This window comes from Hymenobacter sp. HDW8 (assembly GCF_011305775.1).
GTDB lineage: Bacteria > Bacteroidota > Bacteroidia > Cytophagales > Hymenobacteraceae > Hymenobacter > Hymenobacter radiodurans.
Map to the genome: position 1 here is coordinate 4,135,717 of NZ_CP049907.1, position 23,347 is coordinate 4,159,063.

23 protein-coding genes and 1 pseudogene are annotated in these 23,347 nt (G+C 55.0%); 9 read left to right on the forward strand and 15 right to left on the reverse strand.

The window, feature by feature from the left end; all coding sequences use genetic code 11:
- On the reverse strand, positions 1-903 hold the full coding sequence (locus G7064_RS17700) for an alpha/beta hydrolase family protein (RefSeq protein ID WP_240935559.1): 903 nt from the start codon (positions 901-903) through the stop codon (positions 1-3).
- Between the two features lie 122 nt (positions 904-1,025).
- Between G7064_RS17700 and G7064_RS17705 the strand changes: the two genes are divergently transcribed.
- A complete protein-coding gene (locus G7064_RS17705; protein ID WP_166074616.1) occupies positions 1,026-2,006 on the forward strand; it encodes a polyprenyl synthetase family protein in 981 nt (326 codons plus the stop codon).
- Positions 2,007-2,017: 11 nt separating this feature from the next.
- Here G7064_RS17705 and G7064_RS17710 read toward each other — a convergent pair whose 3' ends face one another.
- On the reverse strand, positions 2,018-2,671 hold the full coding sequence (locus G7064_RS17710) for an HAD family hydrolase (RefSeq protein ID WP_166074617.1): 654 nt from the start codon (positions 2,669-2,671) through the stop codon (positions 2,018-2,020).
- A gap of 157 nt (positions 2,672-2,828) precedes the next feature.
- On the reverse strand, positions 2,829-3,140 hold the full coding sequence (locus tag G7064_RS17715) for a hypothetical protein (protein WP_133273594.1): 312 nt from the start codon (positions 3,138-3,140) through the stop codon (positions 2,829-2,831).
- A 232-nt stretch (positions 3,141-3,372) separates the two neighbouring features.
- Here G7064_RS17715 and G7064_RS17720 point away from each other — a divergent pair, with 232 nt between their 5' ends.
- The 3 genes and pseudogenes from G7064_RS17720 (at position 3,373) to G7064_RS17730 (ending at position 5,376) form a co-directional block, all read left to right on the forward strand.
- Positions 3,373-4,143 carry a cytochrome P450 gene (locus G7064_RS17720; protein WP_166074618.1) on the forward strand — a complete coding sequence of 257 codons (771 nt, stop codon included), beginning with the start codon at positions 3,373-3,375 and terminating at the stop codon, positions 4,141-4,143.
- Positions 4,038-4,759, forward strand: a pseudogene (locus G7064_RS17725) (cytochrome P450). Before G7064_RS17720 ends, G7064_RS17725 begins: the two are co-directional and overlap by 106 nt.
- Before the next feature lie 68 nt (positions 4,760-4,827).
- The gene (locus G7064_RS17730) at positions 4,828-5,376 is read left to right on the forward strand and encodes a GNAT family N-acetyltransferase (protein WP_166074620.1); all 549 of its coding nucleotides are present in this window, start codon (positions 4,828-4,830) and stop codon (positions 5,374-5,376) included.
- A gap of 110 nt (positions 5,377-5,486) precedes the next feature.
- Here G7064_RS17730 and G7064_RS17735 read toward each other — a convergent pair whose 3' ends face one another.
- Positions 5,487-6,677 carry a peroxiredoxin family protein gene (locus tag G7064_RS17735; RefSeq protein ID WP_240935561.1) on the reverse strand — a complete coding sequence of 397 codons (1,191 nt, stop codon included), beginning with the start codon at positions 6,675-6,677 and terminating at the stop codon, positions 5,487-5,489.
- A 270-nt stretch (positions 6,678-6,947) separates the two neighbouring features.
- Between G7064_RS17735 and G7064_RS17740 the strand changes: the two genes are divergently transcribed.
- Positions 6,948-9,242, forward strand: a complete 2,295-nt coding sequence (locus tag G7064_RS17740; protein WP_133273590.1) for an aconitate hydratase — start codon at positions 6,948-6,950, stop codon at positions 9,240-9,242.
- Positions 9,243-9,333: 91 nt separating this feature from the next.
- On the opposite strand, the gene G7064_RS17745 is transcribed toward G7064_RS17740, so the two are convergent.
- Together G7064_RS17745 and G7064_RS17750 are read right to left on the reverse strand one after the other, a co-directional pair.
- On the reverse strand, positions 9,334-9,744 hold the full coding sequence (locus G7064_RS17745; protein WP_205703427.1) for a hypothetical protein: 411 nt from the start codon (positions 9,742-9,744) through the stop codon (positions 9,334-9,336).
- 244 nt (positions 9,745-9,988) lie between these two features.
- The gene (locus tag G7064_RS17750; RefSeq protein WP_166074622.1) at positions 9,989-10,237 is read right to left on the reverse strand and encodes a hypothetical protein; all 249 of its coding nucleotides are present in this window, start codon (positions 10,235-10,237) and stop codon (positions 9,989-9,991) included.
- A 234-nt stretch (positions 10,238-10,471) separates the two neighbouring features.
- Here G7064_RS17750 and G7064_RS17755 point away from each other — a divergent pair, with 234 nt between their 5' ends.
- Entirely contained in the window at positions 10,472-10,945 is a 474-nt protein-coding gene (locus G7064_RS17755) for a LexA family protein (protein ID WP_166074623.1), read from the forward strand.
- Positions 10,946-11,130: 185 nt separating this feature from the next.
- Here G7064_RS17755 and G7064_RS17760 read toward each other — a convergent pair whose 3' ends face one another.
- Positions 11,131-13,977: a S8 family peptidase gene (locus G7064_RS17760; protein ID WP_166074624.1), complete on the reverse strand. Its 2,847-nt coding sequence runs from the start codon at positions 13,975-13,977 to the stop codon at positions 11,131-11,133.
- Between the two features lie 150 nt (positions 13,978-14,127).
- Between G7064_RS17760 and paaN the strand changes: the two genes are divergently transcribed.
- Positions 14,128-15,807, forward strand: a complete 1,680-nt coding sequence (gene paaN, locus G7064_RS17765) for a phenylacetic acid degradation protein PaaN (protein ID WP_166074625.1) — start codon at positions 14,128-14,130, stop codon at positions 15,805-15,807.
- 82 nt (positions 15,808-15,889) lie between these two features.
- Here the strand turns inward: paaN and G7064_RS17770 are convergent, their stop codons facing one another.
- The 7 genes from G7064_RS17770 to G7064_RS17800 all read right to left on the reverse strand — a co-directional run bounded on the left by G7064_RS17770 (position 15,890) and on the right by G7064_RS17800 (position 20,985).
- A complete protein-coding gene (locus G7064_RS17770) occupies positions 15,890-16,618 on the reverse strand; it encodes a LytR/AlgR family response regulator transcription factor (protein ID WP_166074626.1) in 729 nt (242 codons plus the stop codon).
- Positions 16,615-17,691, reverse strand: a complete 1,077-nt coding sequence (locus tag G7064_RS17775; RefSeq protein WP_166074627.1) for a sensor histidine kinase — start codon at positions 17,689-17,691, stop codon at positions 16,615-16,617. The genes G7064_RS17770 and G7064_RS17775 overlap by 4 nt, the downstream gene beginning before the upstream one ends.
- A 79-nt stretch (positions 17,692-17,770) precedes the next feature.
- Positions 17,771-18,379 carry a DUF7010 family protein gene (locus tag G7064_RS17780; protein WP_166074628.1) on the reverse strand — a complete coding sequence of 203 codons (609 nt, stop codon included), beginning with the start codon at positions 18,377-18,379 and terminating at the stop codon, positions 17,771-17,773.
- 96 nt (positions 18,380-18,475) lie between these two features.
- Positions 18,476-19,399 (reverse strand): alpha/beta fold hydrolase, encoded by a 924-nt coding sequence (locus G7064_RS17785; protein ID WP_166074629.1) that lies wholly within the window; start codon positions 19,397-19,399, stop codon positions 18,476-18,478.
- A gap of 190 nt (positions 19,400-19,589) precedes the next feature.
- Complete coding sequence (bamE, locus tag G7064_RS17790) at positions 19,590-19,907, reverse strand: outer membrane protein assembly factor BamE (RefSeq protein ID WP_166074630.1); 318 nt, start codon at positions 19,905-19,907, stop codon at positions 19,590-19,592.
- 10 nt (positions 19,908-19,917) lie between these two features.
- Positions 19,918-20,220, reverse strand: coding sequence for a hypothetical protein (locus tag G7064_RS17795; protein WP_166074631.1), 303 nt, complete (start codon positions 20,218-20,220; stop codon positions 19,918-19,920).
- 207 nt (positions 20,221-20,427) lie between these two features.
- A complete protein-coding gene (locus G7064_RS17800) occupies positions 20,428-20,985 on the reverse strand; it encodes a hypothetical protein (RefSeq protein WP_166074632.1) in 558 nt (185 codons plus the stop codon).
- Positions 20,986-21,267: 282 nt separating this feature from the next.
- Between G7064_RS17800 and G7064_RS17805 the strand changes: the two genes are divergently transcribed.
- Complete coding sequence (locus tag G7064_RS17805) at positions 21,268-21,705, forward strand: hypothetical protein (RefSeq protein ID WP_166074633.1); 438 nt, start codon at positions 21,268-21,270, stop codon at positions 21,703-21,705.
- Complete coding sequence (locus G7064_RS17810) at positions 21,669-22,076, forward strand: hypothetical protein (protein ID WP_166074634.1); 408 nt, start codon at positions 21,669-21,671, stop codon at positions 22,074-22,076. The genes G7064_RS17805 and G7064_RS17810 overlap by 37 nt, the downstream gene beginning before the upstream one ends.
- 17 nt (positions 22,077-22,093) lie before the next feature.
- On the opposite strand, the gene G7064_RS17815 is transcribed toward G7064_RS17810, so the two are convergent.
- Positions 22,094-23,326, reverse strand: coding sequence for a PQQ-dependent sugar dehydrogenase (locus G7064_RS17815; protein WP_166074635.1), 1,233 nt, complete (start codon positions 23,324-23,326; stop codon positions 22,094-22,096).
- Between the last annotated feature and the right edge of the window lie 21 nt (positions 23,327-23,347).

Genomic DNA, 23,347 nt, shown 5'->3' on the forward strand with positions numbered 1-23,347 from the left:
CTATTTGATGCCTTGAAAGAAGGTTATCGTACGGTCGGCGACTTCCTGCGCTAGGGTTGGCAACTGGTCCTCTTCCCAGGGGTGCTTGCCACCAAACATGTGGCCAGCGCCGGGCAGAATAACCAGTTCAGCATCGGGTTTCCAACTCTTTAAGTCGTGGGCCATTGTTACGGGCAAGGTTTCGTCTTCGTCGCCGTGCAGGATAAGGAGTGGCTGGCTCAGCTTTTCGCGTACATTCCCTGGGATATCCAAGCGGGCTTTATTGGCTTGAAAATCTTCGACCAGCTGATAGTACAGCGGCATGCGCTGACCAGTGCGGGTGTTGTCGATGTACTGCACACCTTCAGCTTGCCACCGCTTCATTACCTCCTCCGACCAGCGCTGATCTATGTCGCTGATAGGCGCCCAGGCGGCTACGGCGCGCACGCGCGCATCTTCGGCTGCCTTCAGCATAGCTAGCCCGCCACCCCGACTATGACCCACCAGAAACAGACGACTCAAATCTATCTCAGGGGCTGGAATGGGCGCTTCGCCGGGCCAATAAAGACTGTCGAGCAATGCGCCCAGATCGTCCAGTTCTAAGCTGAAATTGTTGTTGCCAAAGGCTTCCATGTCTTCCAGGTCGCCGGTGCCGCCGGGCACAATGCCGTTGTGCGAGAGGTTGAGCTTGATAAACACAAAGCCCTGGCGCGCAAAGTAATCGGCTAACACATTGAAATGGCCCCAATCTTTGAAGCCTTTAAAACCATGCACAAACACGACTACCGGTTTAGGATGGCCATCGGGCAGAAAGCGGGCGTCGGCGGCAAAAGGCCGGGTGTGGCGAGAGCAGGTTAATAGGAACTCAACGGCGGTAGGAGAGAGGCTGGGGGGCATTTTGGTACCGATTAAGTAGAGAAGCAAAAGTAAGCTACGAAATTTGCCCCCCACAGAGTTGGAATGAACAAAGCGCAAGAACAGCGCTGTGGTAGCCAGTTAGGAAACTGGGCGGCAGCCGCGTATCATTGCAGCGCCCAATGCCCCGCATGAAAGGAACGCTCGACGTGATACAGGCCCCGATAGCGGCCGAAATGGAGGAATTTGAACGCAAATTCCGGGCTTCGATGCAGACCAAAGTACTGCTGCTCGACAAGATCATGGGCTACATCATTAAGCGCAAAGGCAAGCAGTTGCGCCCGATGTTCGTGTTCTTCACGGCCAAAATCAGCGGCGGCGACCCACTGCCGGAAGCTACGTTTCGGGGCGCAGCGCTTATTGAACTACTGCACACAGCCACTCTCGTGCACGATGACGTAGTGGACGAAAGCAACTACCGCCGCGGCTTCTTTTCCATTAATGCGCTCTGGAAAAACAAGATTGCCGTGCTTGTAGGCGATTATTTACTTTCCCGCGGCTTGCAGTTGGCCCTAGAACATGACGATTTCGACCTGCTCAAAATCGTTAATAACGCGGTGCGGGAGTTGAGCGAAGGCGAGCTGCTGCAAATTGAGAAAGCCCGCCGCCTCGATATTACCGAAGACGTGTACTTCGACATTATCCGCCAAAAAACGGCTTCGCTCATCGCTTCCTGCTGCGCCGTGGGCGCCGCCTCGGCTGGGGCGGATAAGGAGACGATTGAGCGGGCCCGGCTTTTTGGGGAAAAAGTAGGCATGGCTTTCCAGATCAAAGATGACCTGTTCGACTTTGGCACTGACGAAATCGGCAAGCCCGTGGGCATCGATATCAAGGAGAAAAAAATGACGCTGCCGCTCATCTATTCCCTACAGCAGGTCGATTGGCTGACCAAGCGACGCGTCATTTTCAATGTAAAAAACAATGACGGCCGCAAAGACCGAGTGCAGGCCGTAATCGAGTTTGTGAAGAAAACCGGTGGTCTTGAGTACGCTGTGCAGGTGATGGAACGATACCGCGACGAGGCGCTAACCATTCTGCGCACATTCCCGGAGTCGCCTTCGCGCATGTCGCTGGAGCAGCTGATCAATTACACGATTGAGCGGGAGAAATAGGCTTTTGACGCCTAGTCTAGCAGGGTTTGCATAAACGGATCGTGAAAGTCGGCGGCGAAGTGGAGCACGTTATGTAGATCCGCAAACTCTAATTCTTCGTGCGTGGTAGTAAGCACCACCGCTTTCATTTCCGCGTTTTTAGCTGCTTCAACGCCTTTGGGCACGTCTTCAAACACTAGACAATCGGCCGGTGCCGCGCCTAGCTGCTCGGCAGCTTTTAGGAAAGTTTCGGGGTGGGGCTTACTCAGCGTGACGTCGGCGGCGCTGACCACGGCCGTGAAGTAGTGGCGGATGTTGAGGTTATCCAGCACAAAATCGATGTTGAATGGAATGGCCGCCGAGCCGATGGCCATCGGAATTCCGCGCTGGTGGGCGGCGGCCAGAAATTCGGGCAAACCGGGCAGCAGCTGCAAGTGCGGCCCGTACTCCTGCTGGTAGCGCTTTTCTTTTTCCAAAGATAAGCTTTCCATTTCAGCCGCCGTGAACTTATCGGGGCCAAACACCCGCACCAGCAGCTCCTGATTCTTACCGTACATCTGAGTTTTGACCTCGTCCCAGGTAAAATTGCCCCCCAGGTCATTGTTGAGCAAGGATTGCCACGAGCGGGTGTGGTACTCCATGTCGTGGATCATGGTACCGTTCAGATCGAAAATGAAAGCTTTCATTCGGAAGATTTAATAGAGAAATAGCGCAATGGGATAAAGCCCGAGGTCAGACAATGCTTCAAACAACAAGCCTGACGACTGCCATGTAAGCAGCCATCAGGCCTGAAAGTGTATTGTGTAAAGACCCATCGAAGATTGCCCCAGCGGGTACTGATGGCTATACTTCGGGCTCAGCAATCTGGTAGCTCACGCTTTCGGGCTTCACTTCCGACACATCAAACTGCACGCCTTCGAAGGTGCTGCGCACGGTGATAGCATGCACCATATCGCAGCCGGGGCACTTTATTTCCTCGGTTTCAAATTGGCCGTCGTCTTCCATGGAGTTGGCCAGCAAATCGGGAGCCGGCACGCCAATCAGGTCGGTGAAAACTTCGGTGTTGCAGTGGTTGCACTCGAATTTGAGACCTACGGTGCGGCCTTGTAGCTCGTCGAGTGGGGCAGGAGTGCCGGGTTTTTGCTGAATCCACATAGGGAGGAAGTGTTTGGTTTTTGGAGATAATTAGGAGCGGCAACGGCAGCGCCACATGATGGGTACCGTTGAGATGGTGTACGCAGGGCGTAAGGTTTTGTGTTACTCTTGGCCAAAAAGCCCCCCAGCGAACTAAAAACAGCGACTTACGAGGCGAAAGCATTCACTTGTTTTCTTATAACCAGAAAAGCCAAGACAGATGTAATTTGAAGTCGGCTTAACCCGCTCGTTTATGTTTACTATTGTTCAACCAGGCGCTAAAAAGTTGCCCGAGGTGCCGCGCCTGCAGTCGTTGCGCAACTCTATTACGCTGGCGGCCAATCCAATTCCGGTGCTCAATAACTACCTGGATACGTACGGCGATACTATTGTAGTGTATCTGGGGGGCATTCGGCGCACCGTGCTCACCCGCGACCCTGGCTTGGTGCAGCACATGTTGCAAAAAAACCACCGCAACTACCCCAAGTCCGAACTGTCGCACGGGGTGGCGCGCTACCTTGGTCATGGCCTGCTCACCAGTGAGGGTAGCTATTGGCTCCAGCAGCGTCGCCTGATTCAGCCGGGCTTCCACAGGCAGCGCATCAGCAGCTTAGTTACGCTGATGCAGGCCGAGATAAATGAGTGCTTAGAGCCGCTGGAACGCCAGTTCAGCCAGCCGAGCAGCTATGTAGAAGTAGCAGTGCATGAGCTCATGACCACGACGGCGTTTCGGATTATTGCGCGCTCGGTGTTTAGTAATAGCTTGGCGGAAGCTCAACTGCACAGAATGGCCGAGTTGCTAACCGCTATTCAGGCCTTTTACGTGCGCACCGTCCGGCAGCCGTATCTGCGGCCTTGGCAGCACGCTAGGGGCAATTTCGGCACCACGACCAGCTGGCGGCCGAGCTGCGCGATATTGTGCGCGGCTACATCCGGCAGCGGAAGCAAACCAGCGGTCCGCCGCCCGATGACCTATTACAAATGCTGCTGGATGCGCGCTACGAAGACAATGGCGAGCCCATGACCGAGGAACAGGTGCTCGACGAGGCCGCTATTATCTTGGTAGCGGGTCACGAAACGTCGGCCAATGCGTTGTCTTGGATGTGGTATTTGCTGGCTCAGCACCCGCAAGTAGTAGCAAAGCTGCGCACCGAAATGACCCAAGTGCTCAGCGACCGGCCCGCCACCTTCGCCGATTTACCCAACTTAGGCTATTCGCTGCAAGTCATTCAGGAAACTATGCGCCTGTACCCGCCGGCCTGGATTCTGGACCGCGTGGCTCAGGAGGATGATACTTACAACGGATTAGCATTGCCGAAAGGCACGCTCATATCCGGGTATCTGTATGGTATTCACCACTCCGCCAAGCTCTGGGACGAGCCCGAATCCTTCCGCCCCGAGCGCTTTGGCCCCGACCAGATTCGGCAACAGGCGCCCTATGCGTACATACCATTTGGCGGGGGCCGCGGCTGTGCATCGGCAATCAGTTTGCCCTTACCGAAATGCAGCTGGTGTTGCTGGAAATGTTGCGTCGCTTTGAAATCGAAGTGGTAGCTCAGCCGCCCATTGATCTATTGCCGATGATTACGCTCCGGCCCCGGCAGGAAATAAAGGTGCGCTTTCGGCGGCGCCAGGCATAGTGGCCTTCATCGTATCTTCAGTTCTAGAATTACCTGCTAACTATCCCAACAAATTCTGCCCATTGTCCATGCTATCCTTACGTGATGCGCCTGCTCCGCTAGTGCCCCCCCTCGAAACACCCGATCTGCTGCTGCGCGGCCCACAGCCTAGCGACCTGCCAGCGGCCGTGGCCCTGCACCAACGCCCCGATTTCTACCGCTTTCTGGGGGGCAAACCGCATACGGAGGAAGAGGTGTGGCGGCGTATGCTCGGCCAGTTGGGGCACTGGGCAATGTTTGGGTACGGGAGTTGGACTATTGAGGAAAAAGCAACTGGTCAATACGTCGGCTCCGTAGGTTTCTTCGATTTTCAGCGCGACCTGACGCCCTCTCTTAAAGGCACCCTAGAAGGCGGCTGGGTCCTAGATCCTCGCTTACATGGCCGCGGCTACGCTTCCCAGGCCGTGCAGGCCGCACTGGCGTGGATTGAGCCTCGCTTTCCCACCGCCCGCCTGACCTGCATCATCGACCCCGGCAATGCGGCCTCGTTAGGGTTGGCCCGCAAGTTTGGGTTTCACGAATTTGCTCGCGCCATTTACCACAATGCGCCTATTGTGCTGTTGGAACGCGCCCGGTAGCTGAGTTGTGCAACCGCATCGTTTCTCATCATAGTTGAAATGATGGGCTTCTCAAAACTGAAAAAGCCCGTTTCCTTATTAAGAAACGGGCTTTTTGCTACTAAAACTTCTTACTCCTTCACCAGCTGGTCAATCGTCTGGTTGAAGTCAGCTACAAACTCATCGTAGTACTTGCCGGTGCCGGGGCCGGAGAAGCCGGTGTGAATCTTTCGCACGTCGCCTTTTTTGTCGAGGATAATAGTGGTGGGGAAGGCCAGGACTTTGTTGATTTGGGGCAACGCTTTGCCTGCGGCGTCTTTGTCGGCAATGCCGGCTACTGCCAAGTCATAGCCCACATTGAGGCGTTCCTTCATCTTGATGAGGCGCTCAGCGGCTTTTTTCTGGTCGGGGCTGCGCTCGAAACCGAGGCCGATGACTTCCACGCCACGGCTTTTGTTCTTCTCGTACCAGGGAGCCAGAAAGTTGGTTTCGTCCATGCAGTTCGGGCACCACGACCCGAGCAACTGCACTACCACTACTTTGCCTTTGTACTTGGGGTCGGAAGGGGAGATGGAGCCGCCCTCATAGATATTGGGGAATTTAAAATCGAGCTTTTTCTCGCCGGGCTTCAAGAACGTGAGCGAGTTGGCGTCGGGAAGCTTTGCGTTCGGGTCGAGCTTAGCGGTCCAGGTTTCGTGGCCGCTTTTGCCGCTGTAGAAATCCCCGTTAATAATGGTGTTGGTATCGCTGTTGCGCGTGGCCGTAAAGAGATATCCGTGGTTTCCGTCGAAGGTGGAAAGCTGAAGTTTGTTGCCATCTACCTGTCCATCTAAGTAGCGATAATCGCCGGTAGTAGTCAGGAAAGTGCCTTTTACGTCGTTGCCATTCTGCTTAAATACCCCCACAGCAGGGTATGTCTGGCCTTCATCATCTTTGAAAGTAACGCTCCAGGTGCCGTCGAAAGACTGTGGCTTGCCCGACGCGGTGGGGAATACTTTTTGCCCCCCAAGCGTGGCCGCAAACGGCACCCGGTATGGTTCCTTCGCGTCGTACTTTACCCAGGTGCCTGTCAGCTTATCCGCGCCATCGGGGCGCACAACCAAGGCCGCATCGAACACGCCCAGTGTAATCGTGGTGGAGTCGCCGGCCGTGGTTATTTCGTCGAGCTTCAAGCGCTCCTCGCCGTTGCGCAGGTACACCACCGATTTGCCCCCCACGGCTTCTACATCAAACAAAAACGGTATTTCCTGACCCTGCGTCGAGAGCACCGCGCGCCAAGTGCCGGGCTTCAGGGCAGAAGCAGCGCTAGATTCATTTTGCACAGCAGCAGTATTTTCAGACGACGAATTGGATTGACAGGCACCCAGGCTCAATAGCAAAGCTGTAACTAAGGCTGGGGGGCAAATTTTGGAACGCAGCGACATAAACGGGAGGAAATACGAAGGAAACACAGACTGAAACTGCACGGGGCAATTTTAGGTTTTAGCAAGGTAGGTTCGCAAAGATAAAATGTATGCACCGCAACGTCGGCCGCCTATATTTGCGTACTGCTTCTAAGAAGCCTACCACTTTACCCTTTTTCCCTCCCGACTATGGCGTTTGACTTAGAAATGATTCAGGCCGTGTACGCTGGCATGGGCGAGCGCATCGAAGCCGCCCGCACTGCCGTTGGCCGTCCGCTTACTCTGACCGAGAAAATCCTGTACGCCCACCTCTATGGTGGCAACGTGCAGCAAGCCTACGAGCGTGGCGTTTCCTACGTCGATTTCGCCCCCGACCGCGTGGCTATGCAAGATGCCACCGCCCAAATGGCCTTGCTCCAGTTTATGCAGGCTGGTAAAGACAAAACCGCCGTGCCCAGCACCGTGCACTGCGACCACCTCATTCAGGCCCGCGTAGGTGCCGATTCCGACTTGGCCCAAGCCAACGAGGAAAACCGTGAGGTATACGATTTCCTTGCCTCTGTTTCCAATAAATACGGTATCGGCTTCTGGAAGCCCGGTGCTGGTATTATTCACCAAGTAGTACTCGAAAATTACGCCTTCCCCGGCGGCATGATGATCGGTACGGACTCGCACACGCCGAATGCTGGTGGTCTGGGTATGATTGCCATTGGCGTTGGCGGTGCCGATGCCGTGGACGTAATGGCCGGCATGGCTTGGGAGCTGAAGTTCCCGAAAGTGATTGGCGTGAAGCTGACTGGTAAGCTCAGCGGCTGGACTTCGGCCAAAGACGTAATTCTGCGCGTAGCTGGTATCCTGACCGTGAAAGGCGGTACGGGTGCTATTGTTGAGTATTTCGGCGAAGGCGCCAACAGCCTTTCGGCTACTGGCAAAGGCACTATCTGCAACATGGGAGCTGAAATCGGGGCTACTACCTCGGTGTTTAGCTACGACGAGAAGATGGCAGATTATCTACGCGGCACCAGCCGGGCCGAAATCGCGGACCTTGCCAACGGCGTGGCCCAGCACCTGCGCGCCGACGACGAGGTGTATGCCAACCCTGCGAACTTCTATGATCAGCTGATCGAAATTGACTTAAACACGTTGGAGCCCTATGTGAACGGCCCATTCACGCCAGACGCCGCTTGGCCCATTTCGCAGTTTGCTGCTGCTGTTCGCGAGAACGGCTGGCCCGCTAAGCTGGAAGTAGGTTTGATTGGTTCGTGCACCAACTCCTCATACGAAGACATTACCCGCGCTGCCTCCATCGCTGGCCAAGCCGTACAGAAGGGATTGACCGTAAATGCGGAGTTCACGGTAACGCCCGGCTCAGAACTGGTGCGCTACACCGTGGAGCGCGATGGTCTGCTCGATACTTTCGCTCAAATGGGCGGCGTAGTACTAGCTAATGCTTGCGGTCCGTGCATTGGCCAGTGGGCGCGTCATTCCGACGACCCCAAGCGTAAGAACTCCATCATCACGAGCTTCAACCGCAACTTCGCCAAGCGCAACGATGGCAACCCAAACACCCACGCGTTCGTGGCCTCGCCCGAAATCGTGACGGCCTTCGCCATTGCCGGCGACCTCACGTTCAACCCGCTCACCGACACGCTGGCTACCAAAGATGGTCAGCAGGTAAAGCTGGACGAGCCAACAGGTGTAGAAATGCCCCCCCAAGGCTACGACGTAGAGGATGCTGGCTACCAGGCTCCCGCCGAGAATGGCTTGGGCGTACAGGTAATTGTTGATCCAGAGTCAGACCGTCTGGAGTTGCTGGAGCCCTTCAAGCCGTGGGAAGGTGTTGACCTGAAAGGGCTGCGTCTGCTCATCAAAGCCCAGGGCAAGTGTACTACCGACCATATTTCTATGGCTGGCCCGTGGCTGAAGTACCGTGGTCACCTGGATAATATTTCCAACAACATGCTCATTGGGGCCACCAATGCTTTCAATGGCGAGGCCAATGCAGTAAAGGATCAGGTAACTCAGGGTAACCCTTATAATACAGTGCCACAGGTAGCCCGCACCTATAAGTCGATGGGAATTGGTTCGGTGGTCGTGGGTGATGAGAACTATGGTGAGGGCTCTTCGCGTGAGCACGCTGCCATGGAGCCTCGTCACTTGGGCGTTCGGGCTGTTATCGTGAAGTCGTTTGCTCGTATTCACGAAACCAACCTGAAGAAGCAGGGCATGTTGGCGCTCACTTTCGCTAACAAGGCCGACTACGACCTGATCGAAGAAAACGACGTTATCGACATCATCGGCCTGACGAGCTTTGCTCCCGGTAGCCAAATTCAGGCTCGCTTGCATCATGCCGACGGCGACACAGACCTTATCAACCTCAACCATACCTACAACCAAGGTCAGATTGAGTGGTTCAAGGCTGGCTCGGCGCTAAACCTGATTCGTTTAAAAGAATCGGGCGCGGCTGAGTTGTCGCAGAAGTAATAGTTGGATTTGTTAAAAAAAGCGGCCTCTCCATCAGGAGGGGCCGCTTTTTTATTTTCAGGTACTGGACGCTATAGACGAGCTAAAAAGCCTACACAATTACTGCTGGCTCCAACTTCCCTTCCCGGGGTTTCTGCACCAGATAATAGTAAAGCAGCGTCAATAGGCCCAGCAGAAAGGGAATGAGCGCCATGTGTTTGCCGGTGACATTGCCCCATACCCGAACCTCTTCGAAGTTGAAAAACTCGCTAATCATCCAGTAGGAGTTGGCGCTAATCCAGAACACGATGGCAAGGTTGTGGGCCAGCTCAGCCTTGATTGTGCGGGTGCGCCAGGTAATAATCAGGGCGATGCTCAGCGTTGGTACGATCATGCTGAGGGCCAAAGGCTTCCAGATGATACACCAGCCAATATCTTTCAGTAGCCAGAAGAGAATATGCATGTTTTCCATGCGGCGATAGGGAGCTGGGATGCTGTAAACCTGATCGTTGGGCTGTTCCATAAGGGATAAATTACTCCCAAATATATTCTTGAGATGGTTGTTTAGAACCCTGCCTGTAAAATGGTGTGCAAGTGAAGCCTGCTTTCTGAACAAAGCATGTTGTTAATTAGCTATAAAAGCCCCCCAATCAGTAAATTAAGCCTACCCTGAAGATGAATTGAAAGAGGTATGAAAACAAAACGGCTGCCTCCGGGACACGGAAACAGCCGAAAGGCTACAATGAGTTGATGAAAAAGTCGATTGGTTAATTGAGCCACACCTGCGCCACCATTTCGAAGCGGTGGGGGGCAAATGCACCATAGGGACGCTCGGCATAGAAGCCTAAAACATGAAACTGTGGCTGCTTGGTGCGAGCATTCGGCAACACCCGCACCGGATATACCTTCTGAGCAGTCGGCCAGTCACCGATGTAGTCGGCGGGGCGGCGACTGTCATCTACGCACCGTGCGTATTGCTGAACAGGAAGCGGAGTAGGGAGCTTTACTTTCGACATATACAAAGATACAGATTTTTCAGATAAACTAAAATTATTAGCCTTTATTTATCGCTTGAGATTGATAGCAATAGCTATTGATTGCCTATTTCAGGCTGCTTTTTTGTTTATCTAAGTAATAAAGCAGAGTGCTAATCAAATTGTTTAATCAAGCTTTTAAACAAGCTAAGCGAAACTATTTACTAATTTATTTAGTAAATAGCAGCCGGGCAGGCACAAGCCGCCCTTTAGCTGATGAGTGCTGTTCTGATCTACGATTTTCCGCTGGAGAGCCTGAATCTCGAGCTACCATTTTATGCCTGCCCGGTACCAGCTGGCTTTCCCGCGCCCGCCGATGATCATCAGGAAGCGGCCCTCGATTTATCGCGTCATCTGTTTGCCAACCCCGCTGCCACTTTTCTGGCCCGCGTCACGGGTGACTCCATGATTGGGGCGGGCATTTATGCTGGCGACCTAATTGCCGTCGACCGGGCCATCTCGCCCACCGATGGGCATATCGTGGTGGCCGTGGTTGATGGTGAGCATACGTTGAAGCGCCTGCGTCTGCGCGATGGGCGGATTTGGCTTGAAGCCGAAAATGACGACTATCCAGCACTGGAACTGCTGGCTGGCGCACGCCTGGATGTATGGGGCGTCGTGACCCACGTTATTCATGCACTCGTAACGAAGAAATCGGCTTTGGTTCGGCCGTTGCCACCGCGGCTATAACCATAGTCTATACTATGGATGAGCTAAGTAAGTAGTTTGTGGCAGGCCGTTTTGGCATAATTGCAAAAAGCAGCTCAGCGCTGCCTTTTGTGTTGCGTAACTACTAAGGCGGGCCTTGTTAGCTACGACTAGATTTCATGTATGTGCTGTCGAAAATGATTGTCTGCGAATAAGTAAGGTGGTTGTTAATGCTGAACTACTACACGCTGCTGCAAATTGCCCCCCAGACCTTTAACCTGAACTATATAAAGGCCCGTAGGCAAAGCGGAGAGATTTAAATCGGCGAAGGTGCTAGGAGAGAAGGATTGGTGTAAAAGCGGCTGCCCTAAAGCATTGCACACCAGCACTTCTTTAGCACCAAAAGAGGTAGGTAATATTACCCGAACAGTGCCGTTGGTGGGGTTGGGATAAAGCTGCCACGCCGTAGGGGATGCTGCCGTGCGGGTTGGCAGCACCACCGCCCGATACCGGCTCTGAGCCGCCGCCGCCGCTGCTTGTATATCCAACAAAGAATTGCCCCCCAGCAACGCGAACGTCACCTTTATAGAATCGCCGGGAGCCAATGAGCCTAACATAGCGCTCGCTACCTGCGATACGTCGCTGCCAGCCGCAGCACCGGCGGTGCGCTTGGTGGTGCCACTGCTGAGCGCTGCATATTTTTCGGCCGTGCTAAAGCCATTGCCCATCGTCACTGCCTCATCGGCTGTAATCTGGTTATCGATGGCGTAATAAGTTGGCGTGCCGCCCCCCAGATGCTTCACTCCGGTATATTGAGAAGTGGGGCCCACGGCGCGCACATAGCCGAAGCCGCCTGCGGCATCCCACTCGGCCAGGTTACTGCTAATGGCGGGCGGCAGGTCCCAATCGAGAAAAAGACCCGCGTGCAGCGATTTGAGCGTGTCCGGCGTTATGTTGGTGAGTTTATACTCGAGCATCACATAATCGCGGTGCGGCGCATCGGACCAGGCAGCCGCCCGCTGTCGGACGCGTACTCCAACCGAGGCCGCTCCTAACTCTCCAGTAGGGCGTAGATTTTGAAAGTTGGCCTCTGCCTCCTGCGTTGCGCGCACCGACTGAGCCCGCATGGCTATCTGGTTTAGGGATTGAAAGTCGTCATCAATACGCCACCGGCCACTGCTACTTTGGTCATTATGAACCCGGTCGGCAACGCGAGTAGGGGAGGTGCCCACCAGCAAACCGCCTTCCGCCAATAGCGAAGGTCCTTCCTGGTACGTTACGCCGGCTCCCACCGTGGAGTACGCATCGTCGAAAGCCAGATTACCACGACTGTTCAAAGAGACACGCAGGTTGCCAGCATCGAGCACTACATAATCGGGGTTGAGCACTACGTCCAGCAATTGCTCGTCGGTGTAGCCATCGGTGCTGGTAAAGGCATAGCGAAGCGTGGCGCGGGTGTTCGGCGGCACGGCTGCCCCTACCGTCAGCAAAAAAGGTGACGCAGTATTGGTGGCGCGGCCCAGCGTGACGAGGGAGCCCGCCGAAAACGTTCCGCTTTGCACGCTCAAGTAAGGCGACAGCGAGGTGAGCGTGACCGTAAGGCCCGATATTGCCCGGAGTTGATTTTGCAACTCAGCGGAGAGGCGCACGGCTTCGCCCGGACGGAAATAGGTGCGTTGGGGGGCAAATCGGCTGGCTACTACACGCACCTGGCGGCGGTCGGTGAGGGCCACGGCGCGGTGCACATTCAGGCGACCCGTACCGAGCTTGCCGCGCAAAGGTGCATTGGCCGCCAAGGCATAGATATCATCCGTCGTTTGGCGAAGCTGCGCGGCTACCTGCACCGCCGAATATTGCGGAAAGCGCGCCCGCACCAACCCCGCTGCGCCTGCTACAATAGGAGCCGCAAAAGAGGAGCCGCGCACGGCCGCGTAGGAATTGTTGTTGACCCGCCAGGTCGTTAATACATCGCGGCCGGGCGCCGAAAGTGTTACGTGGGTATTGTAAGTAGCATCCTGAGTATCGGTGGCGGTAAGGGCCGCTACGGATACCACGTTGTCGTAGCTGGCAGGGAAGTACTCCGTGTCGCGGCCGTCGTTGCCCGCGGCCGCCACAATTACCGCATCGCGGTTAATGGCGGCATAGTTGATTACGTCTTGCTCGTACTGCGAGCGTCCGCCGGCCGAGCCCCACGATAAATTAATTACCTGGCAGCCATGATCGGCGGCGTATACAATGGCTTCGAAGCCGCCGCCAAAAGGCCCCCCCGGCTTGTTTGAGTATACTTTAATGGGCAATAGTTTGCAGCGAAACCCGACGCCCGCAATGCCCACGCTATTGTCGGCCCGGGCGGTGGCGCAGCCCGCTACCAGCAGGCCATGATCACGTTCGCCAGAAATAGTAGGGTCATTGTCTTTATCGGCAAAGTCCCAACCACGAAAGTTGTCGATGTAGCCGTCGCCGTCGTTGTCGACGCCATCAACGGGGTCAGCATAGTTGTACTTTATCTGGCCTTTCATGTCCTCGTGCGAAAAGACAATACCCGTATCCAGCACCCCAATCACGACGCTGGTGTCACCTTGAGTTACATCCCAGGCTCGATACGCCCGAATGTTTTTGAGGTAATACTGCCCATCAGCGCGGGTGGAGTCGGCCAAAGGATCGTTGGGCTGACGTAGGAGGCCACGGTCGTAAAGAGGCTCGGCGTATTCCAACGTGCCGGTTTGAAGCAGGGCGAAGCGGACTTTTTGCAGCGAAGCAGAAGGCGCAAACCAAACCTGATAGATGCCTCGCAGCTCCACAGAGCCTGGCTGATAAGCACTTGGCGAAATTGCCCGTGGAAACTTTTGCTCAACCCGAGTAGCTCCCAATGTACGCAATGCCGCCGCAAGCTGGGGGGCAATTCCGGGCGGTTGAGCGCTGGAAGCATCGCCCGATTTGAGTTTGAAAACCAGAGTGCCCGGCTGAGTTGCCGGCTCTGGTGCTATTGTGCCGCCTAGTTGCGCCTTAGCCGTCAGCGTTAGCCCTAAGCTGGTACTTAGTAAAAAGATAAAAGCAAGTAATCGTGACTTCATACACAAGTTGCAATAGGGGCTGTTCGGGGCGGATTCTGTAAATTTAGGCTCTGTAAAGTGAAAACACTTTTCATGCCGTGGTTTCACTATTCAAGGAAAACACAACACTCAGTACCCATCTACAAGCTACGTTACTTTTTTGACCCCACAATGACTGAAACCACCCAAAAACACCAGTCCACCCTCGACACGGCAATTAAGGCTCTACACGGCCGTACTTTCTTCGCGCATTTCCCCGAAAACCCTTCGCCTGAGATCTACGGTGCCGATGCCGACCGCCTTGGCCGTGAGGCATTTGAAGCCCGCCGCAATCAGCATTATACCGAGCTTCTGCAAGGCGAGCCCGAAGCTTGGACTGGCCAGGAGGAGTCGCCTTACGAGCAACAATCGCTAGGTATTAAATATCCCTATTTTGCCCCCCAGACCCTGATTGAGCGGGCCGAAAAGGCCTTTGGTGAGTGGCGCAAAGTAAAGCCCGCCCAACGTGCCGCTTTGCTTACTGAAGTGCTGGACGGCATGAAGGAGCGGTTTTTTGAAATTGCCTATGCCACCATGCACACTACCGGGCAGGCGTATATGATGTCTTTTCAGGCTTCGGGCCCCCATGCGGCAGACCGTGCCCTTGAAGCCATTGCCGCTGGCTACGAAGAGCAGACGCGCTTCCCAGAAGAGACGACTTGGGAAAAGCCCATGGGCAAGTACAATATCACGCTCCAAAAAACCTGGCGCGCCGTGCCGAAAGGTGTTGCGCTCGTAATTGGCTGCTCCACTTTCCCAACCTGGAATACGGTGCCCGGTATGTTTGCCTCGTTGGTAACCGGCAACCCGGTTATTATCAAGCCGCACCCCAAAGCGGTGCTGCCCATTGCCATTGTGGTGGCCGAGGTACAAAAGGTGCTGGCTGAAAATGGCCTGGACCCTAATATTTGCCAGCTAGCCGTGGATGCGGAAGACCGCCTGATTACGAAGGACCTCTGCGAAAGCCCCGCCGTGAAGCTCATCGACTACACCGGTGGTACCCAGTTTGGCGACTACGTAGAGAGCCTAAAAGGCAAGACCGTATTCACCGAAAAAACCGGCGTCAACAGCATCATCCTCGACTCCTGCGACGATCTGGATAAGGTGGCTCAAAATCTGGCCTTCTCCGTGAGCTTGTACTCAGGTCAGATGTGCACGGCTCCCCAAAACTTCTTTATCCCTGAGTCTGGTGTAACTGTGAACGGCACGCAGATTCCCTACGAGGAAGTGGTGCAGAAGCTGGCGGCCGCGGTTACGGGCTTGGCTACCAATCCCAAAGCTGGTCCGCACGTTCTGGGCGCCATTCAGAACCCTGATACGCAGAAACGTGTGGAGCAAATGGCCCTCAACGGTGGCCGCAGCATTCTGGCCCACGGCACCGTCAACAACCCAACTTTCCAGAACGCTCGCACCTGCTCGCCAAGCATTTATGAAGTGCAGTCGAGCCAAGTGGAGAAGTACAGTCAAGAGCTGTTTGGGCCGATTATGCTGGTTATCAAAACCAAAGACACCCAGGAAAGCATCCGTTTGGCTGCGCAGTTGGCCCGGGAGCACGGTGCTATCAGCTGCGGCGCTTACACTACCAATCAGGAAATAAAGGAGCAGATCATGGATGAGATGAGCTTGGCTGGCACGCCGGTAAGCTTCAACCTTACGGGGGGCATTTATGTGAATCAAAACGCTGGCTTCTCCGACTTCCACGTGACGGGCGGCAATCCGGCGGGTAACGCTAGCTTCACGAATCCTGAGTTTGTAATCAAGCGCTTTACCTGGGTTGGCTTCCGTGAGCCAGCGCAAGCGGCGACGGTTTAATCCAGTTTTAGAAGTAAAGAAAAAAGCGCCTGCTCTCATCACAGAGAGCAGGCGCTTTTTTGTGGGTGAAGCCACGATAAGCCTACAAGCTCATCACCTCGCGGAATCGCACTGATTGTTGGCGCGACACTTCTACTTCTGGTCCGTCCTTTAGCTTAATCTTCAGGGTGTTACTAAACCACGGCTCAATGGTGTCAATCCACCTCAGGTTGATAATCTGTTGGCGGTTGGCGCGAAAGAAGACTTTTGGGTCGAGGCGGGTTTCGAGGTGCTGAAGCGTGCGTGGGATGAGTGGGCGGCAGTCGTTGAAATAGATTTGGGTGTAGCTGCCGTTGATTTCGAAAAGCCGAATGTCGGAGAGGCGCACAAACCAGCACCGCTCGCCGTCTTTCACGAATACCTGGTCGTTGGCGGTGAGGGGAGTAGCAGCGGGCTCGGTGGGGGGCAAAATGGGTGACGCTCCAGTCTGCGTACGGGCTTTATCGAGGGCAGCCGCTAACCTGTTTTCCTGCACCGGCTTGAGCAGATAGTCCAAGGCGTTTACTTCGAAGGCACGCAGGGCATACTCGTCGTAGGCGGTCGTAAAAATGACCTGGGGGGCAATTTCTAGGGAAGCCAACAAATCGAAGCCGCTGCCGCCGGGCATGTGAATGTCCAGAAACAGAAGGTCAGGGTTGAGAGCCTGAATCTGGGTGCGGGCTTCGGCGGCATTTTTGGCCTCGCCCACTACGTTTACATCGGAGAAGGCTTGCAGCAGGTGGCGTAGTTCGGTGCGGGCCAGGCGGGAATCGTCGATGAGCAGGGCGTTCATGCCGGGTGCAGTTGGGTGGTGAGCGGGAGTTGTAGCTGAGCCGTTACGACATCGGGCGTAGCAGCATCATTACCAATACTGAGGGCGGCTTTATGGCCAAATAAAAGCTGTAGCCGTTCGCGGGCGTTGCGCAATCCTACGCCTTCGTGGCCGGGAATGGGCTGATAGCGGCCCGTGTTGCGCACGGTTACCAGCAGCAATTCGTGCGCGTCGTTGAGGCGGGCGCTGATCGTAATTTGCCCCCCAGCGGGCCGGGGCGCGATGCCGTGCTTGATGCTGTTCTCCACCAAAAGCTGCAAGGTCATGGGCGGAATCAGCACGTCCAACGCTGCCGGGTCAACATCGAGTGAGTAGGTGAGGCGCTCCTCCAATTGCACTGCTTCCAACTCCAGGTAATGCTCCACAATTTCGATTTCGCGGGCCAGCGTTACCTGCTCCGTACTGTTGAGCTGAATAGAATAGCGCAGCAAGTCCGACAGGTGCGTAATCATCTCGCGGGCCCGCAGTGGGTCTTCCGTCACTAGAGCCCGGATGTTGTTCAGGCCATTGAACATAAAGTGCGGATTGATCTGAGCTTTCAGCGTACGCATCTCGGCTTCCCGCACGGCAGCGGCCAGCTTCCATTTATCAATATCGGCCTGCTTGTAGTTGTCGAGGTAATGAAGACTGAAATATAAACCCGACCAAAGCCAGAATACGAAGTTCATATTCAGGGTGTACAGCAGCAGATAGCTCCACCGAAACTGCTCCAGCGTGAACACTTTCAATCCGTAAATCATAAGCACGCAAACCACACATTGCGTCAGCAATGCCAGCGTTAGGTTGAGTGGCAGCAGGCGCAGCAACACCTTGGGCACCGACAGCTTCAACCAGTTGCCCCGCCGGATAAGCGCCCGCAACCCATGCGTAGTGGTGATGTAAAGGCCCATCATAAAGGCCTGCGTGGCCAGCATGCCGGGCGTAATCTTCTGGCCGGTAAGCACAATTATCAGGGTTCCTATGGCGCCAAACAGCCCCCAGCATACCACTTGCAAAGTCCAGTAAAGCCGGCGTCGGGAGAAGGAAAAGGACATAGGAAAGTGTCGGGCAAAGACGAGATAAAAGGATGCAGTAAGTATGTCAGCTAAAAGACGTCATGACCGTTGCTGAAAGTTATGCGAATTGCTCTTGTGCTAGTTGGTTTACCTGTGCAGATTGGTTATCATAAATCTCTTTATTTCTTCGGTAAGAAACCGAGATTATGACGCTTAACACGACGAGTGAAACAGCGATAAAAAGCGGAATCAAATACAGATTTTGGATAGTGACACTTAAGCCAATAAATAGGCAGCCGAACGCAATAACACCCGCCATCACGGCGTAGGCTTTTACGTTATAAAACCAGGCATAAGGGAAAAAATGGGCGCCGGTTATAATGCCGTACGTCATGATAAAGTATTGAGGCTCCTTGATATAAATGAAAATAAGGAAAGGGAAGTAAAAGAGCTGAGCAAAATTTAGCCACAAACCCAGCGGATCCAGCGGGTTGTTCTTTATCGCCCAAGTAGTCTTGAATACTTTAGAAAAAGCAAAAGCTAAAGGCAGCATTGCGCCACCAACAATAAACGTGAATAGCGCATTGCGACTCGGCGGGTTTGGCTGCATCCAGATGACGGTAATAACCGACCATAAAATGCTAGCAGCCACGATAAAATCGACACCATTTTTTGCCTTCACCGACAGTTCAAGCCGCAAGGCAGTGAAGTCTTTTTCGAGTAGCATAGGGAGCGAAATAGTAGGTGCGTTTATGAATTACTAGAAGATAACTTTTGCCCCCGCGGTGGCCGTTATTTGGGCGCCCACGGGGGCGAAAAGTAATTACTTTTTAGCTACTGCATGTTGCTTCAAAAAAGCATCGGTTTGGGCAAAAAACCACGCGGTATCGTCCCACATTAGGAAGTGCTTGCCGGCCTCCGACATTTCAATAGTATGCTGGGGCAGCTTGGCATATTGCTGAGCGAAAATAGCGCGGGTGCTTTCCTTGGTTGAGCCGTAGGCCTTGTAGGCCGCCCAGGCACCCAACACCAACGCCGGCTGCTGAATGCGGCCCAAGTCGGCGCGTAAGTCGGTGGTGTACATATCGTACATGGCTTGGGCCACGGTGCGAACATCCGAATCCTGGCCCCAGCGCGTGGCCTGACTGATGCGGGCGGTGTCGGTTATCAGGCCTGCTACCATCTGGCGCTGCGCGGCTATTGGCATTTTGCCGGTCATTTGCTTGCGCATACCCTCGGCCATTGGCTTGGCCATCTCGGCGGTCATAGCGGGGTTTTGAACCGCCGTTAGGAACGGTAGCGAATCGACAATAACCAGCGGGCCAACGGCTTCGGGCGCGGTAGTGCTCATCCAAAGCCCTAAAAAGCCCCCCAAGCTATGACCAACCACCACCGGCTTGTTTAACTTCTGCGTTTTGATGTAGGCGAGCAGCTCGTCGCGGACAGTTTGGAGCAGATGCTCTGGCATATTGGCCTGAGCTGGCTGGCCCCCAAAACCGGCCAACGATACCACGTGGCACTGGTACTGTTTCTGATAGCGCGCCACCGTTTCGTCCCACACGCCGCCGGGGCAGGTGAGGCCCGGAATCAGCAGCATGGGTCGGCCTTTGCCCGTTACGGTGACGGAGAAGGACGGATGGGCCGCGGGGTTGTCGGCGGCAAACAGGAGAACGGGCAGGCAAAAGCTCAGCAGCAAAAGCAGAATGAGCGAGTAGCAATACCGGCGGAAGGAGGAGAGATTGTTCACAGCTGTAAGGTTTGAGATGAATAACTATCTCAAACCTAGTGGTGGATTTGCCCCCCGGAAACGGAATTTCAGCGAACGGTAACTGCGGCGGGTTAGTGGTGAATAAATCGGCTGAATGGGAAAAGCATACTACACAAAAAAGCCCCCAAGCGACTCGGGGGCTTTTCTGTAATGAGGAGTATCGCTGACCTTAATTGCCCGTTGGGCGCTCGGAGCCGGAAGCTTCCGGCGCACACTGCTTGGCCTTGACTTTACCATCGTCGCCAAACTCAACCCGGATGGGGCTGGTGTCGGTGGCGCTGCCGAAAAGGTACGACCACACTTGGCCGGGCGCCGAGGTGGTGTCGCGGCCCGTAGGCTCGCCCATAATGCGGCGTACCTGCTCCTGGCTCATGCCAATTTCAACTTCGGCGCAACTCTTGGCATTCTGGTAGCTTTCCTGGGCAGTACAGGCCGGCAATAACAGCAAGGCGGCGGCCAGAGCAGCCAGGGAGAATAAATTTCTCATAAAGAACAGCTTAAATTAGGTTGCGCAAATCGTCGCGCAGGGTATCAATGCCGCGTCGAATTTCGTCCCAGGTGCTGGGCTCGCGCTTTGTGCTGTCGGTATCACGGCTGAGCATTTCGGTAAGCTTGGCGCGCTTTACTTCCAGCGCCGCCACATGCTCGTGGTAGGTGTGGTGGGAATTGGCCGTGGTGGCGTGGGCGCGGTTTTGCAGCGTCTTTATTTTGCTATCCAACTCTTCCAGTGCTTGTTGTAGTTCGGTGTCGGAGAGGTGGTTGGGCACGCGCATATTTTCGGGTTTGGGAGTGTAGGACATACAGGTTCGGCAAAAGCGGCAGCCCGCGCGGGCCAGCCAAAAGAAACAGATACGTTGGGCTATTCCTATGTACTGTTTTTGCTAAATAAAAGATGCCCGCCGATGCCCACAACCAACCCAATTTTCGCAAAATGAACATAGCCGCCCTGTAGATAGCACGGAAGTTTATGCTCTGATTCCTGCCTCAAATTCAGCTTAACAGCAGTATCAAAAAGCCCCCCAGCGCGGCGGCAAGCCCAGCTCCCGCGCTAGCGGTGCCGCCCCCGACGCCCACAGGCCGGTCAGCAGCGCGTTCATTGCCTCGGCTAGTTCCAGGTGATAGTCGGGGTGAAGCTTCTCCGCTTGCCGCAGCGCCTCCTGCGCACGCCGGGCCAGATGCTGCAATAATGGCTGCGTGGGGCCATGCAGGCGAGCTACCGCAGCCGGCTGGTGTTCCAGCACCCGGTTGAGCAGCCGTATTGTTAATTCTACTTCCCCAAAAGTGTCGCCCGTAATTTTAGCGTGATAACCAATCCGCGCCTGCAGCTGCCGCACGATGATCAGTAAGTCGTTAGGTGTCTGGTGGTAGCCCCGGATGGGGTCGTCGATTTGGGTTCGTAGAAATGAACGCCGGTCGTCCAGCGCCTCCGGGCCTTCGAGCAGGCGGAAGGCCAGCTGCTCGGTCAGCACAGCATCTTGACTCACAAGGCGGGTAAGGAGCTGATCTTTCTCCTTTTGGGGCAAATTGAGCAGTGCTTTGCGCAGATCGGGTGGGAGGGCGGCCATAGAAATTCAAAGCTACAAAAGCGACCGTTTTGTACCGAGCTGTGTGAGTAAGCTGTCTGGAAAATAAGGGCGGTTATGCCGAGCGCAGCGAAGCATCTTGCGTGCTGGTGTTGCAATGGTATCTCAACGAAGCGAGCGAGATGCTTCGGCTTCGCCTCTGCATGACGGTCATTTAAAAGCATTCGCAATTTCTCCGCTATTCCGCTATGTTGAAGGACGAAACTTGGCCGTATCTTGCAATGCCGCCGCCCGTGGCTCCGACTCATTTTACTGCTCCGAACTATGCGTCCGTTATCCCAATTTCTGCGCTTGACCGCAGCTGTCATGTGTGGTGGGTTGTTGCTGGCTGGTCCGGCCCATGCCCAAAAAGCACAAACAAAAAAAGGCGCTTACCCAGCCGCCGAAGGCTTCGACCAAGCGGGCTCCGATCCGAAAGCCATTGCCATTGCCGACAAGGTGATGAACGCTATGGGCGGCTACGATGCTTGGCGCAATACCCGCTATCTGGCTTGGAGCTTCTTTGGGGGGCAATATCAGATTTGGGACAAATACACCGGCGACTTTCACTGGGAAAAAGATACGTTGGTGGCCAACTACAACCTCAACTATAAGAAGGGGAGGTATACAGCCGCGGCCAAGATATTTCAGCCACGCCGGCCGGCCAGAAAGTACTCGACCGGCTCATGCCCATTTGGATTAACAACTCCTACTGGCTGGTAATGCCCTTTAAGCTCAAAGACTCCGGCGTAACGCTGACCTACAAGGGCGAAGGCAAAACCATGGATGGCGCCGCGGCCGATATCCTGCAAATGACCTTCAAAAACGTGGGCGTAACACCCCAAAACCGCTACGAGCTGCTGGTAAACCGCGTTACCAATCTGATAGAGGAATGGGCCTATTTTCCCAAGGCTACCGACGCGCAGCCTGCTTTTCGCCGCCGCTGGAACGACTACACCAAGCACGGCCAACTGCTGCTGGCCGCCGGCCGCGACGAAGCCACTAAACCCAGCCGCCTCGACAACATCGCCGCCGCCCAAACTATCCCCGAGGGTATAATGACCAGCAAAACGCCCGTTGCCAAGCTCAAGTAATTGTTGCCTTTTCCTGACTAACGGCTCTGCGTTTTCTTCACAGATTTGCCCCCCGGCGCAGTTCCGGCATACGCCACCCGATAAATCACGCCATTGGCATCATCGGAAACCAGCAGGGAGCCATCGGCGTGCTGGGCAATGCCGCAGACGCGGCCGAACTGCTCCTTGTTGTTATTCACCAGCCAGCCTGTCACAAAGTCCTCAAACTTCTCGGGTTGACCCTGCTCGTTGAAGTGCACGCGCACGATTTTGTAGCCGCTGGGCTCGGCGCGGTTCCAGGAGCCGTGCATGGTTACGAAGGCATCGTTCTGGTACTCTTTGGGAAATTGCCCCCCAGTGTTGAAAATCATGCCTAGCGGAGCCGAATGAGCCGTGTAGAGCAGTTTGGGCTTCTCGGTTTTGGCTGCGTACTGCTCGTGGGTTAGGCCGCCCGGTGGCTCGTCGGCGGGGTTGGCTTTGCCCTCGGCAAACACGAAGGGCCAGCCGTAGTCGGCGCCCTCTTTTATCTCGTTTAGCTCCTCGCGCTGATCTTCGTCGCCGAGCCAGTCGATGCCGTGGTCGAGGCCGTAGAGCACTTTGGTAGTTGGGTGCCAGCCGAAGCCGATGGTATTGCGCAGGCCCTTGGCCACCACGCGCCGACCGGAGCCGTCGGGCTTGATTTCCAGCAGGGTAGCGTTTTCTTTATTGGGCTCGTCGCAGGCGTTGCAGGTGCTGCCCACCGAGAGGTAGAGCTTGCCATCGGGCCCGAAGTTGAGCGTGCGGTTAGGGTGCTGACCGGCGTCGGGCAGGTCTTTGTAGAGGGTTTTTAGCTCACTCAATGTGCCGTCTGATTTTACATCGGCGGCGTACACTTCGCGCACGGCGGCTATATAGAGCTTGCCATCTTTCAAAGCCAGTCCGTGCAGATTGTCGCGCTGGGCTACTTGCTTGGTGAGGTCGGCTTTGCCGTCTTTGTTTGAGTCGCGCAGCAGCGTGACGGTGCCTTTATCGCGGTTGCTCACGTACACGTCGCCGTTGGGCGCTACGGCTAGCATGCGAGGCTTTTCGAGCTTATCGGCAAACTTGGTAACGGCAAAGCCGGCGGGTGCCTTGAGCTGCGCTACCCGAGCGTCGGTAGCATCTACCTGGCCGGGCTTGAAAATATTGCCTTTGTAGGAAGCAGTGACGGTTTTTTGGTAATCGTTTTGAGCGGCGGCCGTCAGAGCCGAGCATAGTGCCGCGGCTGTAAGCGTATTTCTAAGGATGGTCATAGCTGAATAGATGAGGTCGTT